15 protein-coding genes are annotated in these 19,151 nt (G+C 70.2%); 6 read left to right on the forward strand and 9 right to left on the reverse strand.

The features are described from left to right. Nucleotides 1-522: 522 nt before the first annotated feature. The 3 genes from HNQ61_RS16095 to HNQ61_RS16105 are packed head-to-tail and all read right to left on the reverse strand — an operon-like array spanning nucleotide 523 to nucleotide 2,359. Nucleotides 523-1,002, reverse strand: coding sequence for a PAS domain-containing protein (locus HNQ61_RS16095; RefSeq protein ID WP_170032282.1), 480 nt, complete (start codon nucleotides 1,000-1,002; stop codon nucleotides 523-525). A gap of 20 nt (nucleotides 1,003-1,022) precedes the next feature. Continuing rightward, nucleotides 1,023-1,655 carry a response regulator gene (locus HNQ61_RS16100; protein WP_170032285.1) on the reverse strand — a complete coding sequence of 211 codons (633 nt, stop codon included), beginning with the start codon at nucleotides 1,653-1,655 and terminating at the stop codon, nucleotides 1,023-1,025. Then, a complete protein-coding gene (locus tag HNQ61_RS16105; RefSeq protein WP_170032287.1) occupies nucleotides 1,652-2,359 on the reverse strand; it encodes an ATP-binding protein in 708 nt (235 codons plus the stop codon). Before HNQ61_RS16105 ends, HNQ61_RS16100 begins: the two co-directional genes overlap by 4 nt. A gap of 180 nt (nucleotides 2,360-2,539) precedes the next feature. Here HNQ61_RS16105 and HNQ61_RS29255 point away from each other — a divergent pair, with 180 nt between their 5' ends. After that, the gene (locus HNQ61_RS29255; RefSeq protein ID WP_170032289.1) at nucleotides 2,540-3,232 is read left to right on the forward strand and encodes a GntR family transcriptional regulator; all 693 of its coding nucleotides are present in this window, start codon (nucleotides 2,540-2,542) and stop codon (nucleotides 3,230-3,232) included. A 785-nt stretch (nucleotides 3,233-4,017) separates the two neighbouring features. Beyond that, on the forward strand, nucleotides 4,018-4,644 hold the full coding sequence (locus HNQ61_RS16115) for a hypothetical protein (RefSeq protein WP_170032291.1): 627 nt from the start codon (nucleotides 4,018-4,020) through the stop codon (nucleotides 4,642-4,644). Nucleotides 4,645-4,770: 126 nt separating this feature from the next. Here the strand turns inward: HNQ61_RS16115 and HNQ61_RS16120 are convergent, their stop codons facing one another. Beyond that, on the reverse strand, nucleotides 4,771-7,008 hold the full coding sequence (locus HNQ61_RS16120; RefSeq protein WP_170032293.1) for an ATP-binding protein: 2,238 nt from the start codon (nucleotides 7,006-7,008) through the stop codon (nucleotides 4,771-4,773). A gap of 251 nt (nucleotides 7,009-7,259) precedes the next feature. Here HNQ61_RS16120 and HNQ61_RS16125 point away from each other — a divergent pair, with 251 nt between their 5' ends. Together HNQ61_RS16125 and HNQ61_RS16130 are read left to right on the forward strand one after the other, a co-directional pair. Then, complete coding sequence (locus HNQ61_RS16125) at nucleotides 7,260-7,427, forward strand: hypothetical protein (protein WP_170032295.1); 168 nt, start codon at nucleotides 7,260-7,262, stop codon at nucleotides 7,425-7,427. Nucleotides 7,428-7,891: 464 nt separating this feature from the next. Continuing rightward, complete coding sequence (locus tag HNQ61_RS16130) at nucleotides 7,892-8,392, forward strand: DUF4870 family protein (protein WP_170032297.1); 501 nt, start codon at nucleotides 7,892-7,894, stop codon at nucleotides 8,390-8,392. A 119-nt stretch (nucleotides 8,393-8,511) separates the two neighbouring features. Here the strand turns inward: HNQ61_RS16130 and HNQ61_RS16135 are convergent, their stop codons facing one another. Next, complete coding sequence (locus HNQ61_RS16135) at nucleotides 8,512-11,583, reverse strand: DUF4344 domain-containing metallopeptidase (protein WP_170032299.1); 3,072 nt, start codon at nucleotides 11,581-11,583, stop codon at nucleotides 8,512-8,514. Nucleotides 11,584-12,209: 626 nt separating this feature from the next. Continuing rightward, nucleotides 12,210-13,940 (reverse strand): hypothetical protein, encoded by a 1,731-nt coding sequence (locus HNQ61_RS16140; protein ID WP_170032302.1) that lies wholly within the window; start codon nucleotides 13,938-13,940, stop codon nucleotides 12,210-12,212. 317 nt (nucleotides 13,941-14,257) lie between these two features. On the opposite strand from HNQ61_RS16140, the gene HNQ61_RS16145 reads away from it, so the two are divergent. Next, nucleotides 14,258-15,028, forward strand: a complete 771-nt coding sequence (locus tag HNQ61_RS16145) for a tryptophan-rich sensory protein (protein WP_170032305.1) — start codon at nucleotides 14,258-14,260, stop codon at nucleotides 15,026-15,028. A 161-nt stretch (nucleotides 15,029-15,189) separates the two neighbouring features. Here HNQ61_RS16145 and HNQ61_RS16150 read toward each other — a convergent pair whose 3' ends face one another. The 3 genes from HNQ61_RS16150 to HNQ61_RS16160 all read right to left on the reverse strand — a co-directional run bounded on the left by HNQ61_RS16150 (nucleotide 15,190) and on the right by HNQ61_RS16160 (nucleotide 18,822). Beyond that, nucleotides 15,190-16,179 (reverse strand): ketopantoate reductase family protein, encoded by a 990-nt coding sequence (locus HNQ61_RS16150; protein ID WP_170032308.1) that lies wholly within the window; start codon nucleotides 16,177-16,179, stop codon nucleotides 15,190-15,192. Between the two features lie 147 nt (nucleotides 16,180-16,326). Further along, nucleotides 16,327-16,884, reverse strand: coding sequence for a hypothetical protein (locus tag HNQ61_RS16155; protein WP_170032311.1), 558 nt, complete (start codon nucleotides 16,882-16,884; stop codon nucleotides 16,327-16,329). Nucleotides 16,885-17,127: 243 nt separating this feature from the next. Next, nucleotides 17,128-18,822 (reverse strand): ABC transporter permease, encoded by a 1,695-nt coding sequence (locus tag HNQ61_RS16160; RefSeq protein ID WP_205761211.1) that lies wholly within the window; start codon nucleotides 18,820-18,822, stop codon nucleotides 17,128-17,130. A 91-nt stretch (nucleotides 18,823-18,913) separates the two neighbouring features. On the opposite strand from HNQ61_RS16160, the gene HNQ61_RS16165 reads away from it, so the two are divergent. Next, nucleotides 18,914-19,081: a hypothetical protein gene (locus HNQ61_RS16165; RefSeq protein WP_170032319.1), complete on the forward strand. Its 168-nt coding sequence runs from the start codon at nucleotides 18,914-18,916 to the stop codon at nucleotides 19,079-19,081. The last annotated feature ends 70 nt before the right edge of the window (nucleotides 19,082-19,151 follow it).

The raw sequence follows: 19,151 nt of genomic DNA on the forward strand, positions 1-19,151 counted from the left end.
TCCATGGACGGTCTGTTTACCCGGCTCTGCGCAAAAGCTTCGCTTCACAACGCCTGCATCTTGATCAACAGGCAGCTAGGACGACAGCCGCTCGCCTTTGCCGATCTGCTCGGCTGGTGAGAAACTCACACCAAGCGTTGAAGTCGCGGCAACAACGGCGCAAAGTCCGCCTTCGCGGACTGCGGCCGCCGCTCTGGTGCACGGACCCGGAATCTGTGCATTCGATGGTCCGTGCGCGACGGCGTTCTCGATGCAGCCCGCGGCGCGTTGCTGCTGGGTACCCGCGTGGGGGCGCGACGTTGCCCCCCGCCGATGCGAGGTTGAGCACCGAAGCGAGTCGTCCCCGATGCAGTTGAAGCCCCGAACGGCGCCTGTGGGCGACGTGTCGGGGCTTACCGCGGTTGGAGCGGCGGATTCATTCGCTCAGGGAGACTGGGTGAGCGCCGCCGCATGTCTCACACGAACGAGGCCGACGCCCGCCGCACGTCTCGCCCAATCGACGGCGGCTGGACGTCAGCGGTTCTATGCGCGGTCCAGATTGCGCACGATCAGCACGCCCTTCTTCTTGTCCGGCATGTACGTCATGGTGATCTGCACCAGCCGCTCGCCGCTCTTGAAGCGGAACAGGTAGCGGAACCGGTCCATCCCCGCCTCGCCCCGCTCCACCATCGCCCGGTACCGCCCCTCGAATTCCTGCACGGCCGTGCACGGCGCCACGTCGCGAAAGAAGCTGCGCCCCAGCACCCGCGCGGCCTGCAGCCCGCTCAGCCGCTCTTCAAAGGCGTTGAAGGCTTCCACCACGCCCGCGTCGTCCACCGTGACGAAGCCGAAGGGGAGCAGATCCAGATCGTCGGCGGTAAGCCCCATCAGGTCTTCCACCGGCATCATCCCCAGCTCGCCCGCGCAGTTCAGGCAGAAGCCGATCTGTCCGCCCGTTCCGTTTCCGGCCAGCGGACTGTCACACAGCACGCAGCTGCTAAGGGCTGAGATCCTGTTGTTCATCGAAGCGTGAATTCGTCGTTCTACGCCCGGCGGGCGCGGCCTTCGCGAAGGTACCAGGCCGTCGCCTCGGTGCGGTTCCGCACGCCGAGCTTGAGGTAGAGGTTCTGCAGGTGAAACTTGACGGTGTTGTCGCTCACCCGCAGCCTGTGCGCGATCTGCGCGTTGGTGAGCCCCTCCGAAACCAGCGCCAGGATCTCCGTCTCCCGCGCGCTGGGCGTGGTGGCGTCGCCGGGCGATTCGCTGCGCAGAAGCCACTTTCGCGCCGCCAGCGGAAACACCAGCTGCCCCCGGCACACCTGCCGGATGGACGCCACGGTCTGCTGCGGCGGCTCGGTCTTGAGCGCGAAGCCGTCCGCGCCGCCCTCCAGCGCCGCGCGCATGCTTTCGCCGTCGCCGTACGCGGTCAGCACCAGCACGCGCACCCCGGGCGACTCGCGCTTGATGACCTCCAGGCAGCGAAGGCCGTTCATCTCCCCCATCTCCAGGTCCATCACCACCACGTCCGGGGGATCGCGCCGCACCGCGTCAATCACCTGCCGTCCGTTGGTGGCCGTGGCGATGACGCGCATGTCGGGCTCGGCCTCCACCAGCGACCGCAGCCCTTCCAGCACCAGTTCGTGGTCGTCGCCCAGCAGGATGCGAAAGCCGCTCATTCCTCCTCCGCGGGCGCGGCGGACGGGACCTCCACCGCGATCAGCGCGCCGGCGCCGGGCGCGCTGCGCAGGCGGAACCGCCCGCCGATCATCTCCACGCGGTCGCGCATTCCCTGCAGCCCGAAGTGCCGGCCCTCCGCCATCCGCGCCGGGTCGAAGCCGTCGCCGTTGTCGCTCACCGTCATGCGCAGCCGCGGGCCCTCGCGCCCGGCGGCGCCCCGCAGCCGGACCGCCACCCGGTCGGCGCCGCCGTGGCGGTACGCGTTGCTCAGCGCCTCCTGCAGCACGCGGTACAGCCCGATCTTGACCGGGACGGCCAGGTCCGGCACCGGGCCGCGCACCTCCAGCGCGACCTGCGTGTCCGTCATGGCCTCGTGCTGCAGCAGCAGGTTCTCCACCAGCGCCACCAAGCCGCGCGCCTCGAACTCCGGCGGGCGGAACGCGCCGATGAAGCTGCGCACCTCGTTCAATCCGCCCTCCAGCAGCTGCCGGATGCGGGCCACGCGGTCCTCCGCCTCCGGCGACAGGCACTCGGCGCTCACCAGGGCGCGGCGCAGCAGGTCCAGCTGCGAAAGCGCGGCGAACATGTGCTGCACCGGCCCGTCATGAATGTCCAGCAGAATGCGCTGCAGCTCCCACTCCGTCACCTGCATCATGCGGTGCGAGGCGCTGATTTCGCGGGTGGGCGCGGCGGGTGCGGACACGGTCCCTGCGTGTGGGGGAAACGGGGCGACCCGGCCAATGTTGCGGCCCGGGATGGCCCCGGCAAGCCCGGCCAGTGGACGAACATTGGACAGCCCGGGCGGCACTCCGGCGGCGGTTGCGCCCGCCCGGCCCGCCCGCGATCTTGCAACGCCAGGAACGAACCACGCATCCCCCGCCTGATGACCTCCCGCCAAGCCACGCCCGTTTCCATCCCCGCCTCCATCGCGCGCGTTCCGCTGCGGGACCAGGTGCACCACGCCATCGTGGACCGCATTCTTCGCGACGACCTCAAGCCCGGCGCCCGCATCAGCGACACGGCGCTGGCGCGCGAACTGGGCGTGAGCCGCACCCCCATCCGCGAAGCGCTGCTGCGGCTGGAGCGCGAGGGCTTTCTGGGCGCCGACGTGGGCCGCGGCTTTTTCGTCAAGCCGCTTTCCGTGCGCGAAATGCGCGAGGTGTACTCCGTCCTGTGGACGCTGGAGGTGCTGGCCATGCGCAGCGCGGCCCCGCTGACGGAGGAGCGGGCCGCGGCGCTGGTGCGCATCAACACCGCGCTGGAGGCGGAGCAGGAGCCGGCGCGGCGGATTGACCTGGACGTGGAGTGGCACCGCACGCTGCTGGAAACGTCGGACAACGAGTACCTGCGCACCACCATCGATTCGCTCAAGCGGGTGGTGCGCCGGTATGAGTACGCATACATGCTCAACGCCGGATTCGTCCCCGCCAGCACGCGCTCGCACGAGCAGATCGTGGCGATGGCGATGGCCGGCGACCTGGACGGCGCCGTGCGGCTGCTGGAGGACAACTGGCGCCTCGGGATGGAGAACCTGATCGTCTGGCTGGAGGAGCGGAACGCGAGCGCGGGACAGTAGGGGAAGTGCGTGAGTGCGGGGTGCGTGAGTGCGTGAGTGCGAGGGACGGAAGTGCGCAGTGCTCAGCCCCGGGGGAGCCCTCACCCCGCGTGCTGCGCACGACGACCCTCTCCCACGAACAGATGTGGGAGAGGGAGCACACACCAACTGCGATACGGTGCGGGCGATGCGGTTCGGCGACCATCTCCAGCTCCGTTGAGCGGATGAATTCGCCGCTCCAACAGCAGGAACCCCTGCTCGTAGCCGCTGTCGCGTCCACGCCCGCGGCTTCAAGTGCGCACAGGAGCGCCACAGCCCGCCTCCACCTGCGCCAAGCCTCCCCCCTGCGCCACGCCACCACGCTCCGCCACGCATTCACCCTCCATCACACATCCACCTTCCGCCACGCCTCCACCCCTCCGCTGAGGCGCCAAAAGGCGTCATCCTGAGGAGGCGCCGGCCGATTCCGGCGCCCAGGCCGAACCTTGGCGCCGACGAAGGATCTACTCTCCCCCGGTCCAACCGTCCCGCTCGCACCGCACCCGCCCTGCATTGCAATTGAGGCCCCGAACGGCGCCTGTGGGCGACGGGTCGGGGCTTTGCGCTTCTGGAGCGGCGGATTCATCCGCTCAGGACAGTTGGCGTCGAGCGTCCCGCGGATAATCACTTTCTCATTCACGGCCGCTGGCACTCCGTCTGGCGACGGAATATCGTTGGGCCGTTCGCGCCCTCCTCGCGGATCGTCCCCGGCGAGGCGGATCACCCCAACCTGCGCCGCACCCCGGCGCCCTACCCTTTCTCCTCAGATGAAACGGCTTGTGTCCTCCGCCATCGTGGCGGCCCTCGCGCTGTGCACCGGCGCCGCGCACGCCCAATCGTCCCCCGCGGACGCCGACACCACCACCGTGCTCCGCAAGGGCGCGCGCTCCATCTCCTTTACCGCGCCGCTGGACGGCGGAAGCGCCCAGGCGGGGATCTGGAGAATGGTGGACGACAACACCAACGTGGGCATCCTGGTCGCGCTGGGCGCGTCCCGGAACAGCCTGGACGTGGACGACGACGAGGGCTCCTCTACCAACACCCAGCTGAACCTGTCGCTGGGCGTGCGCGTGCGCCGCTACGCCGATCCGCTGGGCCCGGTCAGGCCCTACATCCTGAGCGGCGCGTACGTGTTCGGCATACACCAGTCGCACGGCCCCGGCGACGATCTGGGCACCACATCGCGCGTCGTGGGGGTGGGGGGCCTGGGCGGGCTGGGCGTGGAATGGTTCCCGGCGCGCCGCGTCAGCATCTCCGGCGAAACCGGGCTGCGCGCGCAGTTGAGCCGCCAGACGCTGGAGACCGATGACTCGGTGAACGAACGCACCGCCCACTCCACCGGCCTGAACCTGGACACGTTCACCTCCGGCCTGGCGGTGCAGATCTACTTCTGAGCCGGGGAAACGCGGAGACCGGCACGCCGCGGGGGCATGCCGGTCTCCGGTCATTCTCCCGCCGATCCCGCCCGGGGGACGCAGCATGATCCCCGGCCGCGCGTCCATCGCCCGCCACTCCGCGGCTCAGTCGCCGCGGACGAGAGGAAGGCGCAGGGTGAAGGTACTTCCCTGGCCGAGGGTGCTTTCCGCCGTCAGGTCGCCGCCCATCCCCAGCGCCAGGTCGCGGCTGATGGCCAGCCCCAGCCCCACCCCGCCCTGCGGCTGGTCCAGCCGCCGGTCCACCTGCGTGAACGGGTCAAAGATGGACTCCAGCTTTTCCGCCGGCACGCCGCGCCCGTTGTCCTCCACCCGCAGGTAGCCCCACTCCGCGTCCGCGTCGCAGCGCAGCACCACGCGCCCGCCCGCCTCGGTGAACTTGACGGCGTTGCTCACCAGGTTCACCAGAATCTGCCGCACGCGCTCCTCATCCCCCATGAAGCGCAGTTCCCCGTCGCACTCCAGCACCTGGTAGGCGATCTGCTTGCTGGCCGCCTGCGGGGCGATCAGCGCGTCCAGACTGCCCAGCACCCGCCGCGCGGACAGCGGCTCCAAGTCGAACTCCACCCGCCCCGCCTCCAGCCGCGCGTAGCTCAGAATGTCGTTGATGAGCGTGAGCAGGTGGCGCTGCGCGGCCTGCACGCGCTGCAGCATGTCGCGCTGCCCCGTGGTCACCGGGCCGTGGATCTCCAGTTCCATCAGTTCCGTGTAGCCGCCGATGGCGTTGAGCGGCGTGCGAAGCTCGTGGCTCATGTTCGCCAGGAACTCGCTCTTGGCGCGGTTGGCCTCCTCCGCCTCCGCGCGCGCCCGTTCCAGTTCGCCCCGCGCGCGAACCTGGTGCGTAACGTCGTTGGCGATGCTCACCAGCGCGTACACCTGGCCGTTCGTGTCGCGCAGCGGCTGGTAGCCGACGTCGAACAGGTACTCTTCCGGAACGCCGTCACCGTCGCGGTCGATGAACACCGGGCGCTCGCTGGCAAAGAACGGCTCGCCCGCTTCGTACACGCGGTCCAGGATCTCGCCCAGCCCGCCCTCCAGCGTTTCGGGGAATGCCTGGCGAAAGGGAATGCCCAGTAGCGGCCGCCCGCCGCCGAACGCCGTGTACCGCGGGCTTACGATGGTGTACACGTGGTCCGGCCCGCTCATTACCGCCAGCGGAATGGGCGTCTGGTCAAAGATGCCGCGCAGCCGCCCCTCGCTCGCCTGAAGCCGCAGGTTGGCGTCGGCCAGCGCCTCGGTCTGCGCCTCCAGTTCCGCCGCGTTCTCCTGCAGCTGCTCGGTGATGACCTCCAGCTCCACCTGCTGCCCGGAAAGCAGCTCGTTGGTGCGCGTCATCTCGCGGCGGCTTTCCTCGCTTTCCGCCAGCAGCCGCTCCACCTCGCGCCGGGCCAGCACCTGCCCGGTGACGTCGAACCCGTGCGCGATGATCCCCACGCGCTCCCCCTCGCCCTCCACCAGCGGCAGGTAGGTGAAGTCCACGTAGCGCTCTTCCGGCTGGGCGCCGGGGGTGCGGGCCAGCAGAATGGGAAGCTCGCGGCCCAGGTAGGGCGTCCCCGTCCACAGCACCCCGTTCAGCAGCTCGATGAAGCCCTGCCCCGCCACCTCCGGCAGCGCCTCGATCACCGGTTTGCCGATGATCTCGCGGTGCCCCACCAGCTGGTAGTAGGCCCCGTTGGCCAGGGTAAAGACGTGGTCCGGCCCGCGCAGCACGGCCAGAAACGAGGGCGCGTGCTGAAACACCGCGGCCAGCCGTTCGCGCTCGATCTCCAGGTCGCGCGTCAGCCGTTCGCGCTCGGCCTGCAGGGCGCGGCTGGTGACCTGCGACGTCGTATCGAACAGGGTGATGAACACGCCGCCCACCGCCCCGCCCTCGCCGCGCACCGGGCTGTACGAGATGGTGATGTACACCGTGTCGGGCGGCGCATCGGGCCCGGCGCGCCGCAGCTGGTAGGGCTGGTCGACAAGGGAAACCGTCTCGCCCGCGAATACGCGGTGGTAGATGGGCTCGTTGAAGTCCCACGCCTCCGGCCAGCACTCCCGGGTGGGAATGCCGAATCCCCAGGGGTGCTTTACGCCCAGAAACGGGACGTAGCCGTCGTTGTAGATCTGAACGAGATCCGGCCCCCAGAGCACGATGTTGGGCACCGCCGACCCCAGGACCGCGGACGCGATGGTGCGCAGGCTCTGCGGCCATCCGCTCACCGGCCCCAGCGGGGTGCGCGCCCAGTCCGTCTGCCGAAAGATGCGCCCCGTCTCTCCGCCGCCGGGAATGAGCGCCGCCGCCTCGCCGTCCAGATCGTCTCGCGGGATCAAAAGCCGGCTCATTCGCGCCCTGTGGAATGGTTGATGAACACCGAACCGCAAACTAGCACCTCACCCGCGGCGCCGGTATGCGCCCGCGGCCGCGCGCATGCCGGATGCGACGCGCGGGGAGGAAAACTGCACGCCGGGACCCGATGGGGGCGCCCTCCAGAACACACTCCGGAGCGATCAGGCACGGTACATGCCGTGCAAATCTGCCGATCGCACACCGCCGTGGTGCCCGCGACGGGCACCGGTTCATCCCGGAGATCTCCATGATGGAAAACACCACCTCCTCGCAGGCGTCGGCTTCGCGCCGCCCCTGGACCGCCCCCCGCGTGCAGGAACTGCCGCGCCTGACGCAGCTTACGCTGGCCACCGGCGGCGGCATTCCCGGCGGCGACCCCGACGTCGTAGACAGCGGCGGCTCGACGGTGTTCTAGCACCCGGCGAGGCAGAACAGCAGAGGCCCGCGGCACACGCCGCGGGCCTCTTTGCGTCCCGGCCTCATCCACATCATTTCCGGCACCCGGAACAAAGTTCGTTCTCCCGCGGCGGTGGATGAGGTGCGACGGCGGATCCGCCGAGGGCCGCGGAATGCCGGATGCGGTTCGGGAGATGGAACACGGACGAGGTTCCCGGCGTGCGCCGCGACCTTCCTTCTTTTCCGCTGTCAACTGCTGAAGCGGATGCACGGAACCCGCTTCGCCGCCTGCCGTCCATCCCGTCGCTCCGCGCCTCGCCATCCCCGTCCTGCCCGTCCTGCCCGTCCTGCCCGTCCTGCCCGCCACCTTGCAGAAGCTTCTTTCTGACACTCGTTTCGCGCCGGTTGAAACGATTGCCGATGTCTCACGTACGATCCGCCCTCGATTGCACCCCCCTCATCAACCTGTTACCCCGGAACGAGATGGGCCACCTTACCACCTGCCCCTTCTGCGACGGCTCCGTCAGCGACGAGGCCGCGGCATGCCCCCACTGCGGCCGGCGCCTGTGGGGTGCGCGCCCGCCGCGGCAAGCGGCCGCGTACACGCCCGCCATCCCCGTCTCCCGCCCCGCCCCGGCGAAGCAGACGTACAGCCCCGTACCCATGATCATCTACGTGCTGCTCGGGCTGGGATTTCTGTACTTCATTCCGCCCGTGCTTGGCGTGGCGTTGGCCTACGTCAACCGGGGCGAGGCGCGGGGCACGTGGCTGGAGTCTCACTACCAATGGCAGATTCACACCTTCTGGGCTGGGCTGGTCTACGCAATCGCCGTCGCCGTCGTCGGGTTCGTGGTGGTCATGGGCACCCAGTCCATGGGGAGCCTCGTCCTGATGGGCGCGGCGGCGGTGGGCGTGTTCGTATGGTATGCGTGGCGCGTGATCAGAGGCGCGCTGGTGCTGCACAAGGAGCAGGAGATCGGCTGATCCGGCATCCATCCACCCTCACCGAGAGGGGTCTGGTGGATGACGGGCGGGGACGAAACGAAGGGGAGGCCCGCGGTGTGCGCCGCGGGCCTCCCCTTCGTTAATCCATCCCCCGTCTGCTACTGACGGCCCAGCGGGCGCCCCAGCAGGCGGGTCCACGACTTGGTCATCTGCTCGTACTCCGACGGGCAGCGCCGCGCGCGGGCCTGGGGCAGAATGCCGTCGCGCACCCATCCCTGGTACTTGCCCGGGTCCGAGCCGTAGATCCAGCAGGCGATGTTGAACAGGCGCTGCGGCCCCAGCGAGTGCTCGTCGGAAAAATCCGAGTTGTCGAACTGCGCGCCTTCGCTCTGCAGCGCCATGGCGCCGGAAAGCGCCGCGTTGGCGCCCTTGTCGCCGTCCTGCAGCAGCACCAGCGCGGCCAGCTGGTCCGCCACGTCCTCCTCGCGCCCGGTGATGGGCAAATCCAGCTGGTGCACCAGCGCGTGCCCGACCTCGTGCAGCATGATGAAGTCGAACGCGCCGTTCACCCGCTCCGCCAGGTCCTGCTGGTTCTGCGCCACGCCCTGGAAGCCCTCGGTCAGGTAGTCCAGCATCTCATAGCAGAAGGTGACCGAGCCGTCGCGCGGATTGTAGAACGCGTTGGCGCCCATCTCTGAGCCGCACTCGCCAAAGAGCAGCGGCACGTTGCGCGGCAGCGGGAACGAACCGTTCAGCTGGTCCGCCACGCCTTCCATGCGCCGCGCGCTCTGGAGCTGCGCCCGCATGGGGTTGTAGCGCGGGGTGGTCACGGCGGGGTACGCCGCCACCCACTTGCCCGTCATTCCCGCCGTGCCGGCGCCCACCGGCGCGGTGGACGTGCCGCCCTGCGGACGCTGGGCGACGGCCCCGCTTCCGCGCTCCACCAGCAGGGTGTAGGCACCCGTGGCGCGCGGGCCGTACGAGTTCACCTGGATGGCGTAGGTGCCGTTGCCTTCCACGGTGAAGTTGAGCTGCGCGTCGCTCCCGCCGCCGCTGTCGTCGTCGCTGGCGATCGCCCGCGTGTCTTCGCCGTCCGTGGCGCCCACGGCCAGGTACGAGTCGAACGCGGTGGAGCGCAGCGTCACGCGCACCTGGTCGCCCGGCTCGCCGCGGTACAGGTACACGTCGGCGTACGAGCTGTCGCTGAGCATGGCGTCCTGCGCGGTCAGCTGCCCGGTCACCGGCTGCCCGATGCTCACGGCCGGAAAGCGGCTGGTGGCGTCGGTGCGCTGGGCCACCTGGCTGGCCGGGTCGATGCGCAGCGTGTACGCGCCGGACTCGTTGGCGCCAAAGGAGTTGGCCTGGATGGCGTACGTCCCCGAGCGGTCCAGCCGAACGCGCAGTTCGGCGTTGGCGCCCGGGCCGCTGTCGTCGTCCTGGGCGATGCGCTGGTACTGGTTTCCGAACAGCGTGCCCCAGGTGAGGAAGGGGTCGAAGTCGGTGGATTCCAGGCGGACGACGATTTCTTCGCCCGGCTGGCCCTGGTAGGTGTAGATGTCGTAGTGCGAACCGTCCTGCAGCGTGGGGTCCGACGCCTCCAGCCGGCCGGAAACGGTCTGCCCCTGGCGGATGGTGCTGCCCGACGCGACCTGGCCGCCGCCGCCCGCGCTGCGCACGGCCAGCGTGTAGGCGCCCGTCACGTTGCCCTGCAGCGAGTTGGCGCGGATCACGTAGCGGCCGTTGCTGCCCACCGTCACGCGAAGCTGCGAGTTGGTGCCGCCGCCGCCGTCGTCGTCATGGTCGGCGCCCGTCACCGCCGAGGCCGCGTCTTCGCCGCCGCCCAGGAAGGTGTCGAAGTCGCTGGAGCTCATGGTGACCTCGATCTGCTCGCCGGGGCTGCCCTGGTACACGAACAGGTCGTACAGCGACTGGTCCGTCAGCACGGGATCGCCCGAGGCCAGGCGGCCCTGCACCGACTGCCCGGCGCGGATGGGCGTGCCCTGCGCCTGCGCCGGCCCGGTGCCGCGGGCCGCGGTTTCCACGCGCAGCGTGTAGGCGCCGGTGGAGGCCGCGGCCACGGAGTTGGCGCGGATGCCGAACTCGCCGCTGGCGCCCACCACGGCCACCATGCGGGCGTTGGTGCCGCCTGCGCCGTCGTCGTCGCGCGCCTCGGGGGTCAGCGTGCCGCCGCGAATGGTGCCGCCGGACAGGTACGCGTCGAACGCCGTCGACATCATGGTGACGGTGATCTGCTCGCCGGGGGTGCCGCGGTAGGTGTACAGGTCAAAGAACGACCCGTCATCCAGCTTGTTGTCGGACGCCGCCAGGGCGCCGGTGACGGTTTCGCCGGCGCGGATGGGGCCGCCGCTGGCCGTGCGCGCGCCGCCGTTGGACGCCTGCGTCGCGGGCGTGGTGCGCGGGGCGGGCGCCGGAGCACCCCCGCCGCCGCTCTGCACCGACACTGTGTACGCCCCGGTTTCGCCGGGGGACAGCGTGTTCACCCGGATCACGTACTGGCCGGAGGGTCCCACCGTGGCCTGCAGCCGGGCGTTGGTGCCGCCCGCGCCGTCATCGTCCGTTTCCGTGCTCTGCGCCGTGGCCCCGCCGCCCAGGAACGCGTCAAAGGCGGTGGACATGAGCGTGATGGTGATGTTCTCGCCCGGCCGGCCCTGGTACGTGTACAGGTCGAAGTGCGAGTCGTCGGCCAGCTTGGGGTCCGACGCGGTCAGCTCGCCCGAGATCGTCTGCCCCGCGCGGATGGTCTGGCCGGAGCCGCCCGCGGCCGGAGCCGGGCGCGGGGAGGGCGCCGGAGCCGGAGCCGGCGTGCCGCCGCCGCCACCGCTCTGCACGGCCAGGGTGTAGCGCCCGGTGGCCGGCTGCAGCGAGTTCACGCGGATCACGTACTGGCCGGTGGCGCCCACCGTGCCCTCCAGCCGCGAGTTGGTTCCGCCCGCGCCGTCATCGTCCGTGTCCGTGCTCTGCGCCGTGGCGCCGCCGCCCAGGAACGTGTCGAAGTCGCTGGACGTGAGCGTGATGGTGATCCGCTCGCCGGGGCGGCCGCGGTACACGTACAGGTCGTAGTGCGAGTCGTCGGCCAGCTTGGGGTCCGAGGCGGACAGATCGCCCGAAACGGTCTGGCCGGCGCGGATGGGCTGCTGCGCATGCGCGGGAACTGCGCACAGCAGCGCCACCGCGGCCGTGGGCAGAAGGAGGTGGCGTGCGAGGTTCATTGAGGCCCGAGCGGTTGGACGGGAACGCGAGCACAGCGGAGCGCCGGAGTGGCGCACCGGGTCCTGACAGGAAAGGGGCGGACCCGCGGACCGGCGCGGGGGCACGCCTGTCCGCGATCGAAACCGGACCGCGGAGGGCAATATAGCGCGCGCCCATCCAGCGTCCAATGCCGCTGCCCGCTGTTTTTGATGGCCTGATACACAGCTTTTCCGGGTCGCCGTTTCAGGGTTCGCGCGCCTGCCTGGCACAAGAACCCGTATCAGTGGGCGAGAGTTCCACGAACAGCTACGAGGATCACTCAGCGGACAGAATAGGCCAGAAAACGCCAGTGCGGGATTCCCGATTACCCGCCCTGCCTGGCCCCGCCTGGATCGATGCAGCAAAGCTCCGACGATGCATGCGAGCGTCGTCGGGGCTTTCCGTTTCTCGAAGGCCGATCCTCAACGTTGGGGGTGCGGGAGCAAGGCAATGCGCAGCAACAGCAGAAAGCATCACACAGACGTGAGGCTTCACCTGCACGGCGACCTCGGACAATCTCGAACGCCCTCTGGCGCATCCTCCGATTCAACGGGCTTCGTTCGATGCACTTCCACCATCCACCATCCACTGATACAGCGGATGATGGTCAGCGGACGACGGTGAGCGTGCGCCGGGCGACGGCGGGCTCGCGGCCGGGCAGGAGAACCGTGACTTCCAGCGTGTAGCCGCCGGGGCGCAGGCCGGCGGGGAGCGATACGCCCAGCGCGCGCCCCACCACCGGACCGGGCTCCACCGGCTCCACCCACCGCATCGCCGCCGTACGCCCGGCCCGCGCCAGCCCCACGGCCTCCAGCTGCCGCCGGCCCCAGCCCGGCTCGTCCGGCACCAGGCGCACGCGAACGGTCATGGAATCCGCCGCGCCCACGTCGTACGTCTCCCAGAACACCGCCAGCCGCTCCCCCGCCCGCGCCTCCGCCGAGGAGCGCGCACCCGCCGCCGCCTCGTCCAGCGTCACCGGCCGCGCGGCGGGATCAGCCAGCAGAAGCAGGTCCGACACGGCCGCGCGCGCATCGCCACCCAGCGCCACCCGCCGCCGTCCGAAGATGCGCGACGAATCCGCCCGTACCTCCAGGCTCGCGACCACGCTGTCCGTGGGAAGCGTCACGCGCAGCACGCCCCGCCGGGTGAACTCGGCGCGCGCCATCGCCGGGCGGGCATCGGCGTCTGCCATGGCCACCAAGGCGGCGTTCAGCCGGGACGCGGCGGCAAGGCTGTCGTCGCGCAGGGTGAAGGCGGCCACCAGGACCGTTTCGCGCCCGCGCCGGAACCGCGCGAACTGGTGCGGCAGTTCCGCCATCCGCGCCGCGTACGCCGGGCCGTAGCGGGTGATGGTGACCGCCGATTCCTCCGTGGGCCACTCATCGCCCTTGAGCGCGCGGGGATCGCGGGCCACGGAGAGCGGCGGCAGCCACTCCCACGAGCGGCCGCCGGTGTAGCCCACCACCGCGTCGCCCGGGTTGGTGCCGACGTACGAGGGCTGGTACACGGCCCACGAGCGCGGCCATCCGTACCGCACCACCACCTCGCGCGAATCGTCCAGCCAGCGCGTGCGGTCCACCTGACGCGCGTCGTCCTGCAGGGCGTGCATCACCCAGCGGGCGTAGTGCTCGGTGCGGCGGTCGTTGCCCGGCTCCGACCAGAACGGGTCCGCCAGCCACCACAACCTGCGCTCCGCCACCGCGCGGTCCGCGGGGGACAGCGCCCGCCACGTGCGCTGGTCGCGCGCGGAAAGCAGTTCGTCCACATCCACCCACCGCGCCCGCTCCGTGGCGGGAAGCAGCTGCAGCGCGCGCTCGAACGCGGCGCCCGCCTCGTCAAAGCGGCCATCCTCGTGCAGCGCGAAACCCGCGAGCGCGGCGCACCACGCGGCCTCTGCCCGGCAGGCGTGCGCGGCGGCGAGGGCGCGGGCGGGCTCCTTGTGCTCCGCCAGGTAGCGCACGCGCTGCCCCGTGATCCACGCGTCGCCGGGGCTGCGCGCGGCGGCGGCATCCAGCGCGCGCACCAGCTCCGCGCGGCGCGTGGAAACGATGGGCGGCTCCGGCGGGGGATTCACGTCGCCGTCGTCGCTGAAGTAGAAGCAGAAGCGGCCCACGCGCGTGCAGTCGCTCGGGCTTCCGCCGCCCAGCCCGCGCACCCGCGGCAGGCGCCCCGCGCGGAACCGCTCGAACGCGGCCTGCTGCGAGCGTGCGTCGCGCAGGGTCTGCACACTGTCGGCCGCCTGCACGCCCGCGAAGCGCACGGGCTGCGCCTGCGCCCGCGCATCTGCGGGAAGGAGGACGGCGGCCAGCAATACGGTTCCGAAGAATCGAGGGGCCATGGCGCTGCTCCGGGCTGGATGGGGAGCGGATGGGAGTACATGCTTCCGCTGCATCGGCCGCGCCAACGGATCGGCACGCACGGCGGTGGCGGCTCACGATCGGGGCTGCACCCAATCGCCGTCACCGCGCGGGGGTGGAGAACGCGCTCCCTGGCCGGATCCGGGCGGGCTGGACGTCGAAACGGACGCGCGGCGGAAGGTGCATCAGTCTGGCGGAACGATTCACGCCTGTTACAGGAACCGCTCGGAGAGAAAGCCGCGGCGGAACGCGGATCAGCATCCGCCACCGGCGTCACATACGGGAACGAGGCAGACGGATGAAATCGGACAGGCTGCGGCAGTGGGCCAACGTGTTGTTCTCCATCACGCAGATCGCGGCGCCCGCCATCCCCGCGGCGATGGGGCTGCCCGCGATCGGCGAGGTATCCAACCGCTATCCGACATACGTGGTCCCCGCCGGATACGCGTTCTCCATCTGGTCGCTGATCTTTCTGCTGACCGTGATCTACGCGGTCTGGCAGGCGCTCCCGGCGCAGCGCGCCCATCCGCTGCTGCGGCGCGTGGGATGGCTGACCGCGGCGGCCATGCTGGGCAACACGGTGTGGGAACTCGTCTTTCCGCGCGGATGGTACGCGCTGAGCGTGCTGGTAATCGCCGGGATTCTGGCGTCGCTCATCGTGGTGATCGCGCGGACGGCGCCGCGGCGGCAGTCGCTGTCCGCCACGGAGCGTGCGCTCGTGTGGGTGACGTTCAGCATTTTTCTGGGATGGATCACCGTGGCGACGGTGGCGAACGTGGCGGGTTCGGGACTGGCGCTGGGATGGACCGGCGCGCCGCTGACGGCCGAGATGTGGGGAATCATCATGATCGCCATCGCCGGGGGGATCGCGGCGGCGGTGACGTGGAGCACGGGAGGGAACGCGGGATACGCGCTGACGGTCGTCTGGGCGCTGGTGGCCGTCTTCATCGCGCGGCGCGGCGGGGACGAGGCGGTGCGGTCCGGCACCGTGGCGTGGACGGCGGCGGGCTCCATCCTGCTCATCCTGAGCACCTTGGCCGTATCGAAACTGCGGGCGCGATCGGAGTAGAACGTTCTCCGCGGGCACAATAAGAGGGCGCGCCCGCCGGGTGCGCCCTCTTCCATCATCCCCGAACATCCAGCGCGCTGCCGCGACCCAGCTTGGGGGAATCCGACAGGTGCCCGCGCGCTGATTCCAATCGGCCGCGGCCAGCGCCTGCGTCCGTCCCGTTACCTCTGGACGACCGGAGTCTGGTGCGGCTCGCCCGTCGTGCTCAGTGCCAGGATTTCCTGGCGGATGGCGCGGGTTTCCGGCACCGGCAGGCCGAGCGCATCCCCGTATGTGAGGATCGCGCCGGCAAACAGGTCCAGTTCCGTGCGGCCCTTGCCCCCGTGCACATCCAGCTGCAGCGACGTGGGCGTGTGATACGGAAAGGTGGCCGCCTTCTGGAACGTGCGCTCGATGAGGTCATCCGGCAGCGCGATGCCCCTGGCGCGGGCGATGGCCTCGATTTCCTGCATCAGGACGCGGGCCCGGGCGTGCAGGGCAGGCTCTTCGTGGACCTGGCCGATGGACCTGTTGTAGCGGGCCGAGACCAGGCCAAAGCTGGCGATGAAGAAGAACTTGGTCCAGATGGCGGGAAATGCGTCGGTCTGGTACTCCAGCCTGATGCCCGCGTCCGTCAGAAGGCCCAGCAGCGGGCGGGGATCGAACGAGGCATTCCGCGGGTCCTGGCCGGCGACGATGCTGCCCGGATTGCCGCGGTGCTCCACGACCCCTGCTTCCTTGAGATGGGACGCCACGTAGACGCAGGCCGGCAGAATGACCGTGTGCGGGAGGATGCGGCGGATGCGGTCGTAGATGTCCACCCCGTTCATCAGGGGCAGAACCGCCGCGCCGGCGGGGAGAACGGGCTGCAGCTGCCGGCAGAGGTCTTCCAGGTCGTACTCCTTGACGCACAGCAGCAGCAGATTCACCGCGCCCAGTTCCGCGACGCTTTCCACCACCCGCGCCGGGTGCGCGACGGAATCCGGATGCTCGGGCGAGAGCAGCGTGAGCCCGTGCTCGCACACGGCGGCAAGGGTGGCGCCCCGCGCCACGAACGTGACCCGCGCGCCCATCGACCCGGCGTACTGCTTCGCCAGCTTGAAGCCGAAGTAGCCCCCGACTCCACCCAGCCCCACGACCGCGAGTTCGGCTGTGTTCCGCTGAGAATCCATGAAAGCTCCCTGAGAGTGGAAAGCGGAAAAAGCCATGCGGGACCGGTGGAAGAGTAGATCCCGGGCAGCGGCGGACGCAATCGTGGAAACGAAAGAGGGGGCGCACCCCGGCGGGTGCGCCCCCTCTTCATCCATCTATCCCGAAGATCAGTTGCCGGAGCCCGGAGCCGCGGAAGGGGCGGCGCCGCCCGCGGGGCCGCCGCGCAGCGTTTCCAGGCGCGCGAGCAGCGCCGGAACCTGCGGGTCCAGCCGCGTCATGGTGGCGATGAGCTGATTGACGTACGCCTGCTGCTTGGTGCGCACCTCGGGCAGCGCCATTACGCGGGGCGTAAGCTGGTCGAAGTACACGGCCATTGCCTCGGCCTCGCTGGTGAGCGCGGCCAGGCGGACGGTGTCGCCGGCCTGCTGCGCGGCCTGCATCTCGGTGCCGAGCGTTTCCGCGCGGGCAAGGCGGCGCGTGGCGGTGCTGTCGACGGTGGCGGCGGCGGCCAGCAGGTCGCGGTTGAGCGCCTCGCCGGCGGCCAGGATGGTGGAATCCTGCAGCGCGGTCTGCTGCAGATGCTCCAGCCGGGCCTGGATCTGCGCGATCTCCACCTGCGGCGCGGGCGCGGCCTGGGCCGGCGGCGCGGCGGGCGTGGTCTGCGCGGCCAGGGCGGACGGAAGCGCCAGCGCGGCGGCCACCAGCAGTCGGGTCATCTTCTGCACGAGTACGTCTCCCACCAGAGTACGGGTGCGGCCGCCGGGCCCGGCGTTCCGCGGAATGCAAGCGGATACACTACATGCGTTTACATGATCCACGGGACGGAAGTGCGTGAGTGCTGGGTGCGTCAGTGCGTGAGTGCGAAAGACGGCAAAGAAAAAAGCGCCTTCTCTCCGCGGGCGATCGATGGGATCAAGGCCGCACCTCCGCCCGGCAGTTCAGCACTCACGCACCCAGCACTAACGCACTCACGCACTTCCTTTTCCCCCGCCCGCCGCGAACACGATCCCCACCAGCACGATCAGAATCACCCCGTACGCCGAGGCGCCGCCGAAGTCGAAGCCGCGCAGGCTCGACAGCATCTCCACCGAAATGGGGCGCGTGCGGTTGGTGTAGAGGAGGATGGAGGCCACGAACTCGCCCAGCGCGGTCACGAAGGCCAGCAGCGCGCCCGCGGCCAGACCGGGCAGCACCAGCGGCAGCACCACGCGCCGCGCCGTCGTCCACCGCGACGCGCCGAGGGAGGCAGCCGCCTCTTCGTACGTGGGATCCAGCTGCTTGAAGCTGCCGAGCGCCGCCCGCGTCACCAGCGGAATGTTGCGGATGAAGTACGCCAGCGGCAGGATGCCCCACGTCCCCACCAGCACGAACCGCCCCGCCAGCGGCTGGTGCACGTTGAAGGTGAAGACGAGCGCAATTGCCAGTACCGTTCCCGGCAGCGCCCACGGCAGCGCCACCAGCGCCGAAATCCATCCCCGCCCGCGCGTGCCCTTTCGCGACAGCAGCCACGCCGCCGCGTACGCAAAGATCACGTTGGCGATGGTGGCCACCGTGGCCATCTGCAGCGAGTTGAGGATGGGCACCAGCCGCTGCGAATCGCTGAACAGCCGCGTGTAGTTTTCCGCCGAGTACGAGGGCGGAATGACCTGCGTGGTCCACGTCCCCTCCGGCACGAACGAGATCAGCAGCACCGTGGCGTGCGGCAGCAGCAGAAAGGCCACCAGCAGCGTGGCGCCCAGCGACAGCCAGCCTCCGCGCCCGCCTGCCGCGGGGGGCGCCGGGGCCAGCCCCTTGCCCGCCCCCGTGTACTCGCGCCCCGACTCGTACCGCTGCAGCATCCACAGAAAGAGGAGCGAGGCGAGGGCGAGAACGACCGCCTCCACCGCCACCAGCCCGTCCTCGCCGTTCAGCTTGCTGTTGAACAGCTGCGTCGTCAGCACGCGGAAGCCGCCACCGAACACGTACGGCGCGCTGAACGACGCCATCGACGTCATGAACACCAGCAGCGCGGCGCCGCCCAGCGCGGGGGCCAGCATGGGCAGGGTGACGCGGCGCAGGGTGGTCCACCACCCCGCGCCCAGCGCCGCCGCCGCCTCGGCGTAGCCGCCGTCCAGCCGCGCCAGCCCGGCGGCGGTGAACAGGTAGAAGTAGACGTACATCGTGTACGCGTGCACCAGCAGCACCGCCCAGGCGCCCGTCAGCCGCCACGGCGCCTCGTCCATCCCCAGCAGCGACTGCACGCCGCGCGTCAGGAATCCGCTTTCCCCGTAGAGAAAAAGGAACGAGAGCGTGCCCACCAGCGGCGGAAGAAGAACGGGCATGGCCGCCAGCGCGCCCAGCACCCGCCGGCCGGGAAAGTCCCTCCGCGCGAACAGAAAGGCCAGCGGCACGCCGATCAGCGCGGAAAGCACCACGCTGGCCAGCGAGATCCACACGCTGTTCCACAGCGCCCGCACCTCTGACCGGCTGCCGAAGAAGCGCGCGTAGTGCTCCCCCGTCCACCGGCCGCCGTCCAGCACGCTGTCCGCCAGCACGAACAGGTTGGGATACAGAACCAGCCACAGGAGGATGATGATGACGGGAACCGCCACCCACGCCGCCCCGCCGATCCGCCCGCGGCCCGGCGTCCCGCGTCGCCCCGCGTCACTCGCCGTCATCGACATTGATTATCCGCCACAATTCACCCATGTTGATCCGCCGGGCCCCGGCGACTCCCGCCACGGTGCCCATTCCGCACTCCATCCGCCACCGGACATGAAGAAGAACCTGGATCCCAGCGCCATCATCGTCGAAAGCTTCAAGACCACCCCGGCCGCCCTGGTCGGCGGCGTGGGCGGGGGCACCGCGTGCTTCGAGACGTGCGCCAGCGACTACACCAGCTGTCCCGACGACGCCGCCTGCGCCGACAAGACCAACCCCTGATCCGCCACCGCACGGGTTGATGAACGGCGCCGCCCGCGATCCCTCGCGAGCGGCGCCGTTGCTCATTTCC

This window comes from Longimicrobium terrae, assembly GCF_014202995.1.
GTDB lineage: Bacteria > Gemmatimonadota > Gemmatimonadetes > Longimicrobiales > Longimicrobiaceae > Longimicrobium > Longimicrobium terrae.

Bases quoted from the DNA above. Each gene is read 5' to 3' on its own strand.
- HNQ61_RS16095 (WP_170032282.1), bottom strand. From the start codon at position 1,002: ATGAACAACAGGATCTCAGCCCTTAGCAGCTGCGTGCTGTGTGACAGT.
- HNQ61_RS16100 (WP_170032285.1), bottom strand. From the start codon at position 1,655: ATGAGCGGCTTTCGCATCCTGCTGGGCGACGACCACGAACTGGTGCTG.
- HNQ61_RS29255 (WP_170032289.1), top strand. From the start codon at position 2,540: ATGACCTCCCGCCAAGCCACGCCCGTTTCCATCCCCGCCTCCATCGCG.
- HNQ61_RS16115 (WP_170032291.1), top strand. From the start codon at position 4,018: ATGAAACGGCTTGTGTCCTCCGCCATCGTGGCGGCCCTCGCGCTGTGC.
- HNQ61_RS16120 (WP_170032293.1), bottom strand. From the start codon at position 7,008: ATGAGCCGGCTTTTGATCCCGCGAGACGATCTGGACGGCGAGGCGGCG.
- HNQ61_RS16125 (WP_170032295.1), top strand. From the start codon at position 7,260: ATGATGGAAAACACCACCTCCTCGCAGGCGTCGGCTTCGCGCCGCCCC.
- HNQ61_RS16130 (WP_170032297.1), top strand. From the start codon at position 7,892: ATGGGCCACCTTACCACCTGCCCCTTCTGCGACGGCTCCGTCAGCGAC.
- HNQ61_RS16135 (WP_170032299.1), bottom strand. From the start codon at position 11,583: ATGAACCTCGCACGCCACCTCCTTCTGCCCACGGCCGCGGTGGCGCTG.
- HNQ61_RS16140 (WP_170032302.1), bottom strand. From the start codon at position 13,940: ATGGCCCCTCGATTCTTCGGAACCGTATTGCTGGCCGCCGTCCTCCTT.
- HNQ61_RS16145 (WP_170032305.1), top strand. From the start codon at position 14,258: ATGAAATCGGACAGGCTGCGGCAGTGGGCCAACGTGTTGTTCTCCATC.
- HNQ61_RS16150 (WP_170032308.1), bottom strand. From the start codon at position 16,179: ATGGATTCTCAGCGGAACACAGCCGAACTCGCGGTCGTGGGGCTGGGT.
- HNQ61_RS16160 (WP_205761211.1), bottom strand. From the start codon at position 18,822: ATGTCGATGACGGCGAGTGACGCGGGGCGACGCGGGACGCCGGGCCGC.
- HNQ61_RS16165 (WP_170032319.1), top strand. From the start codon at position 18,914: ATGAAGAAGAACCTGGATCCCAGCGCCATCATCGTCGAAAGCTTCAAG.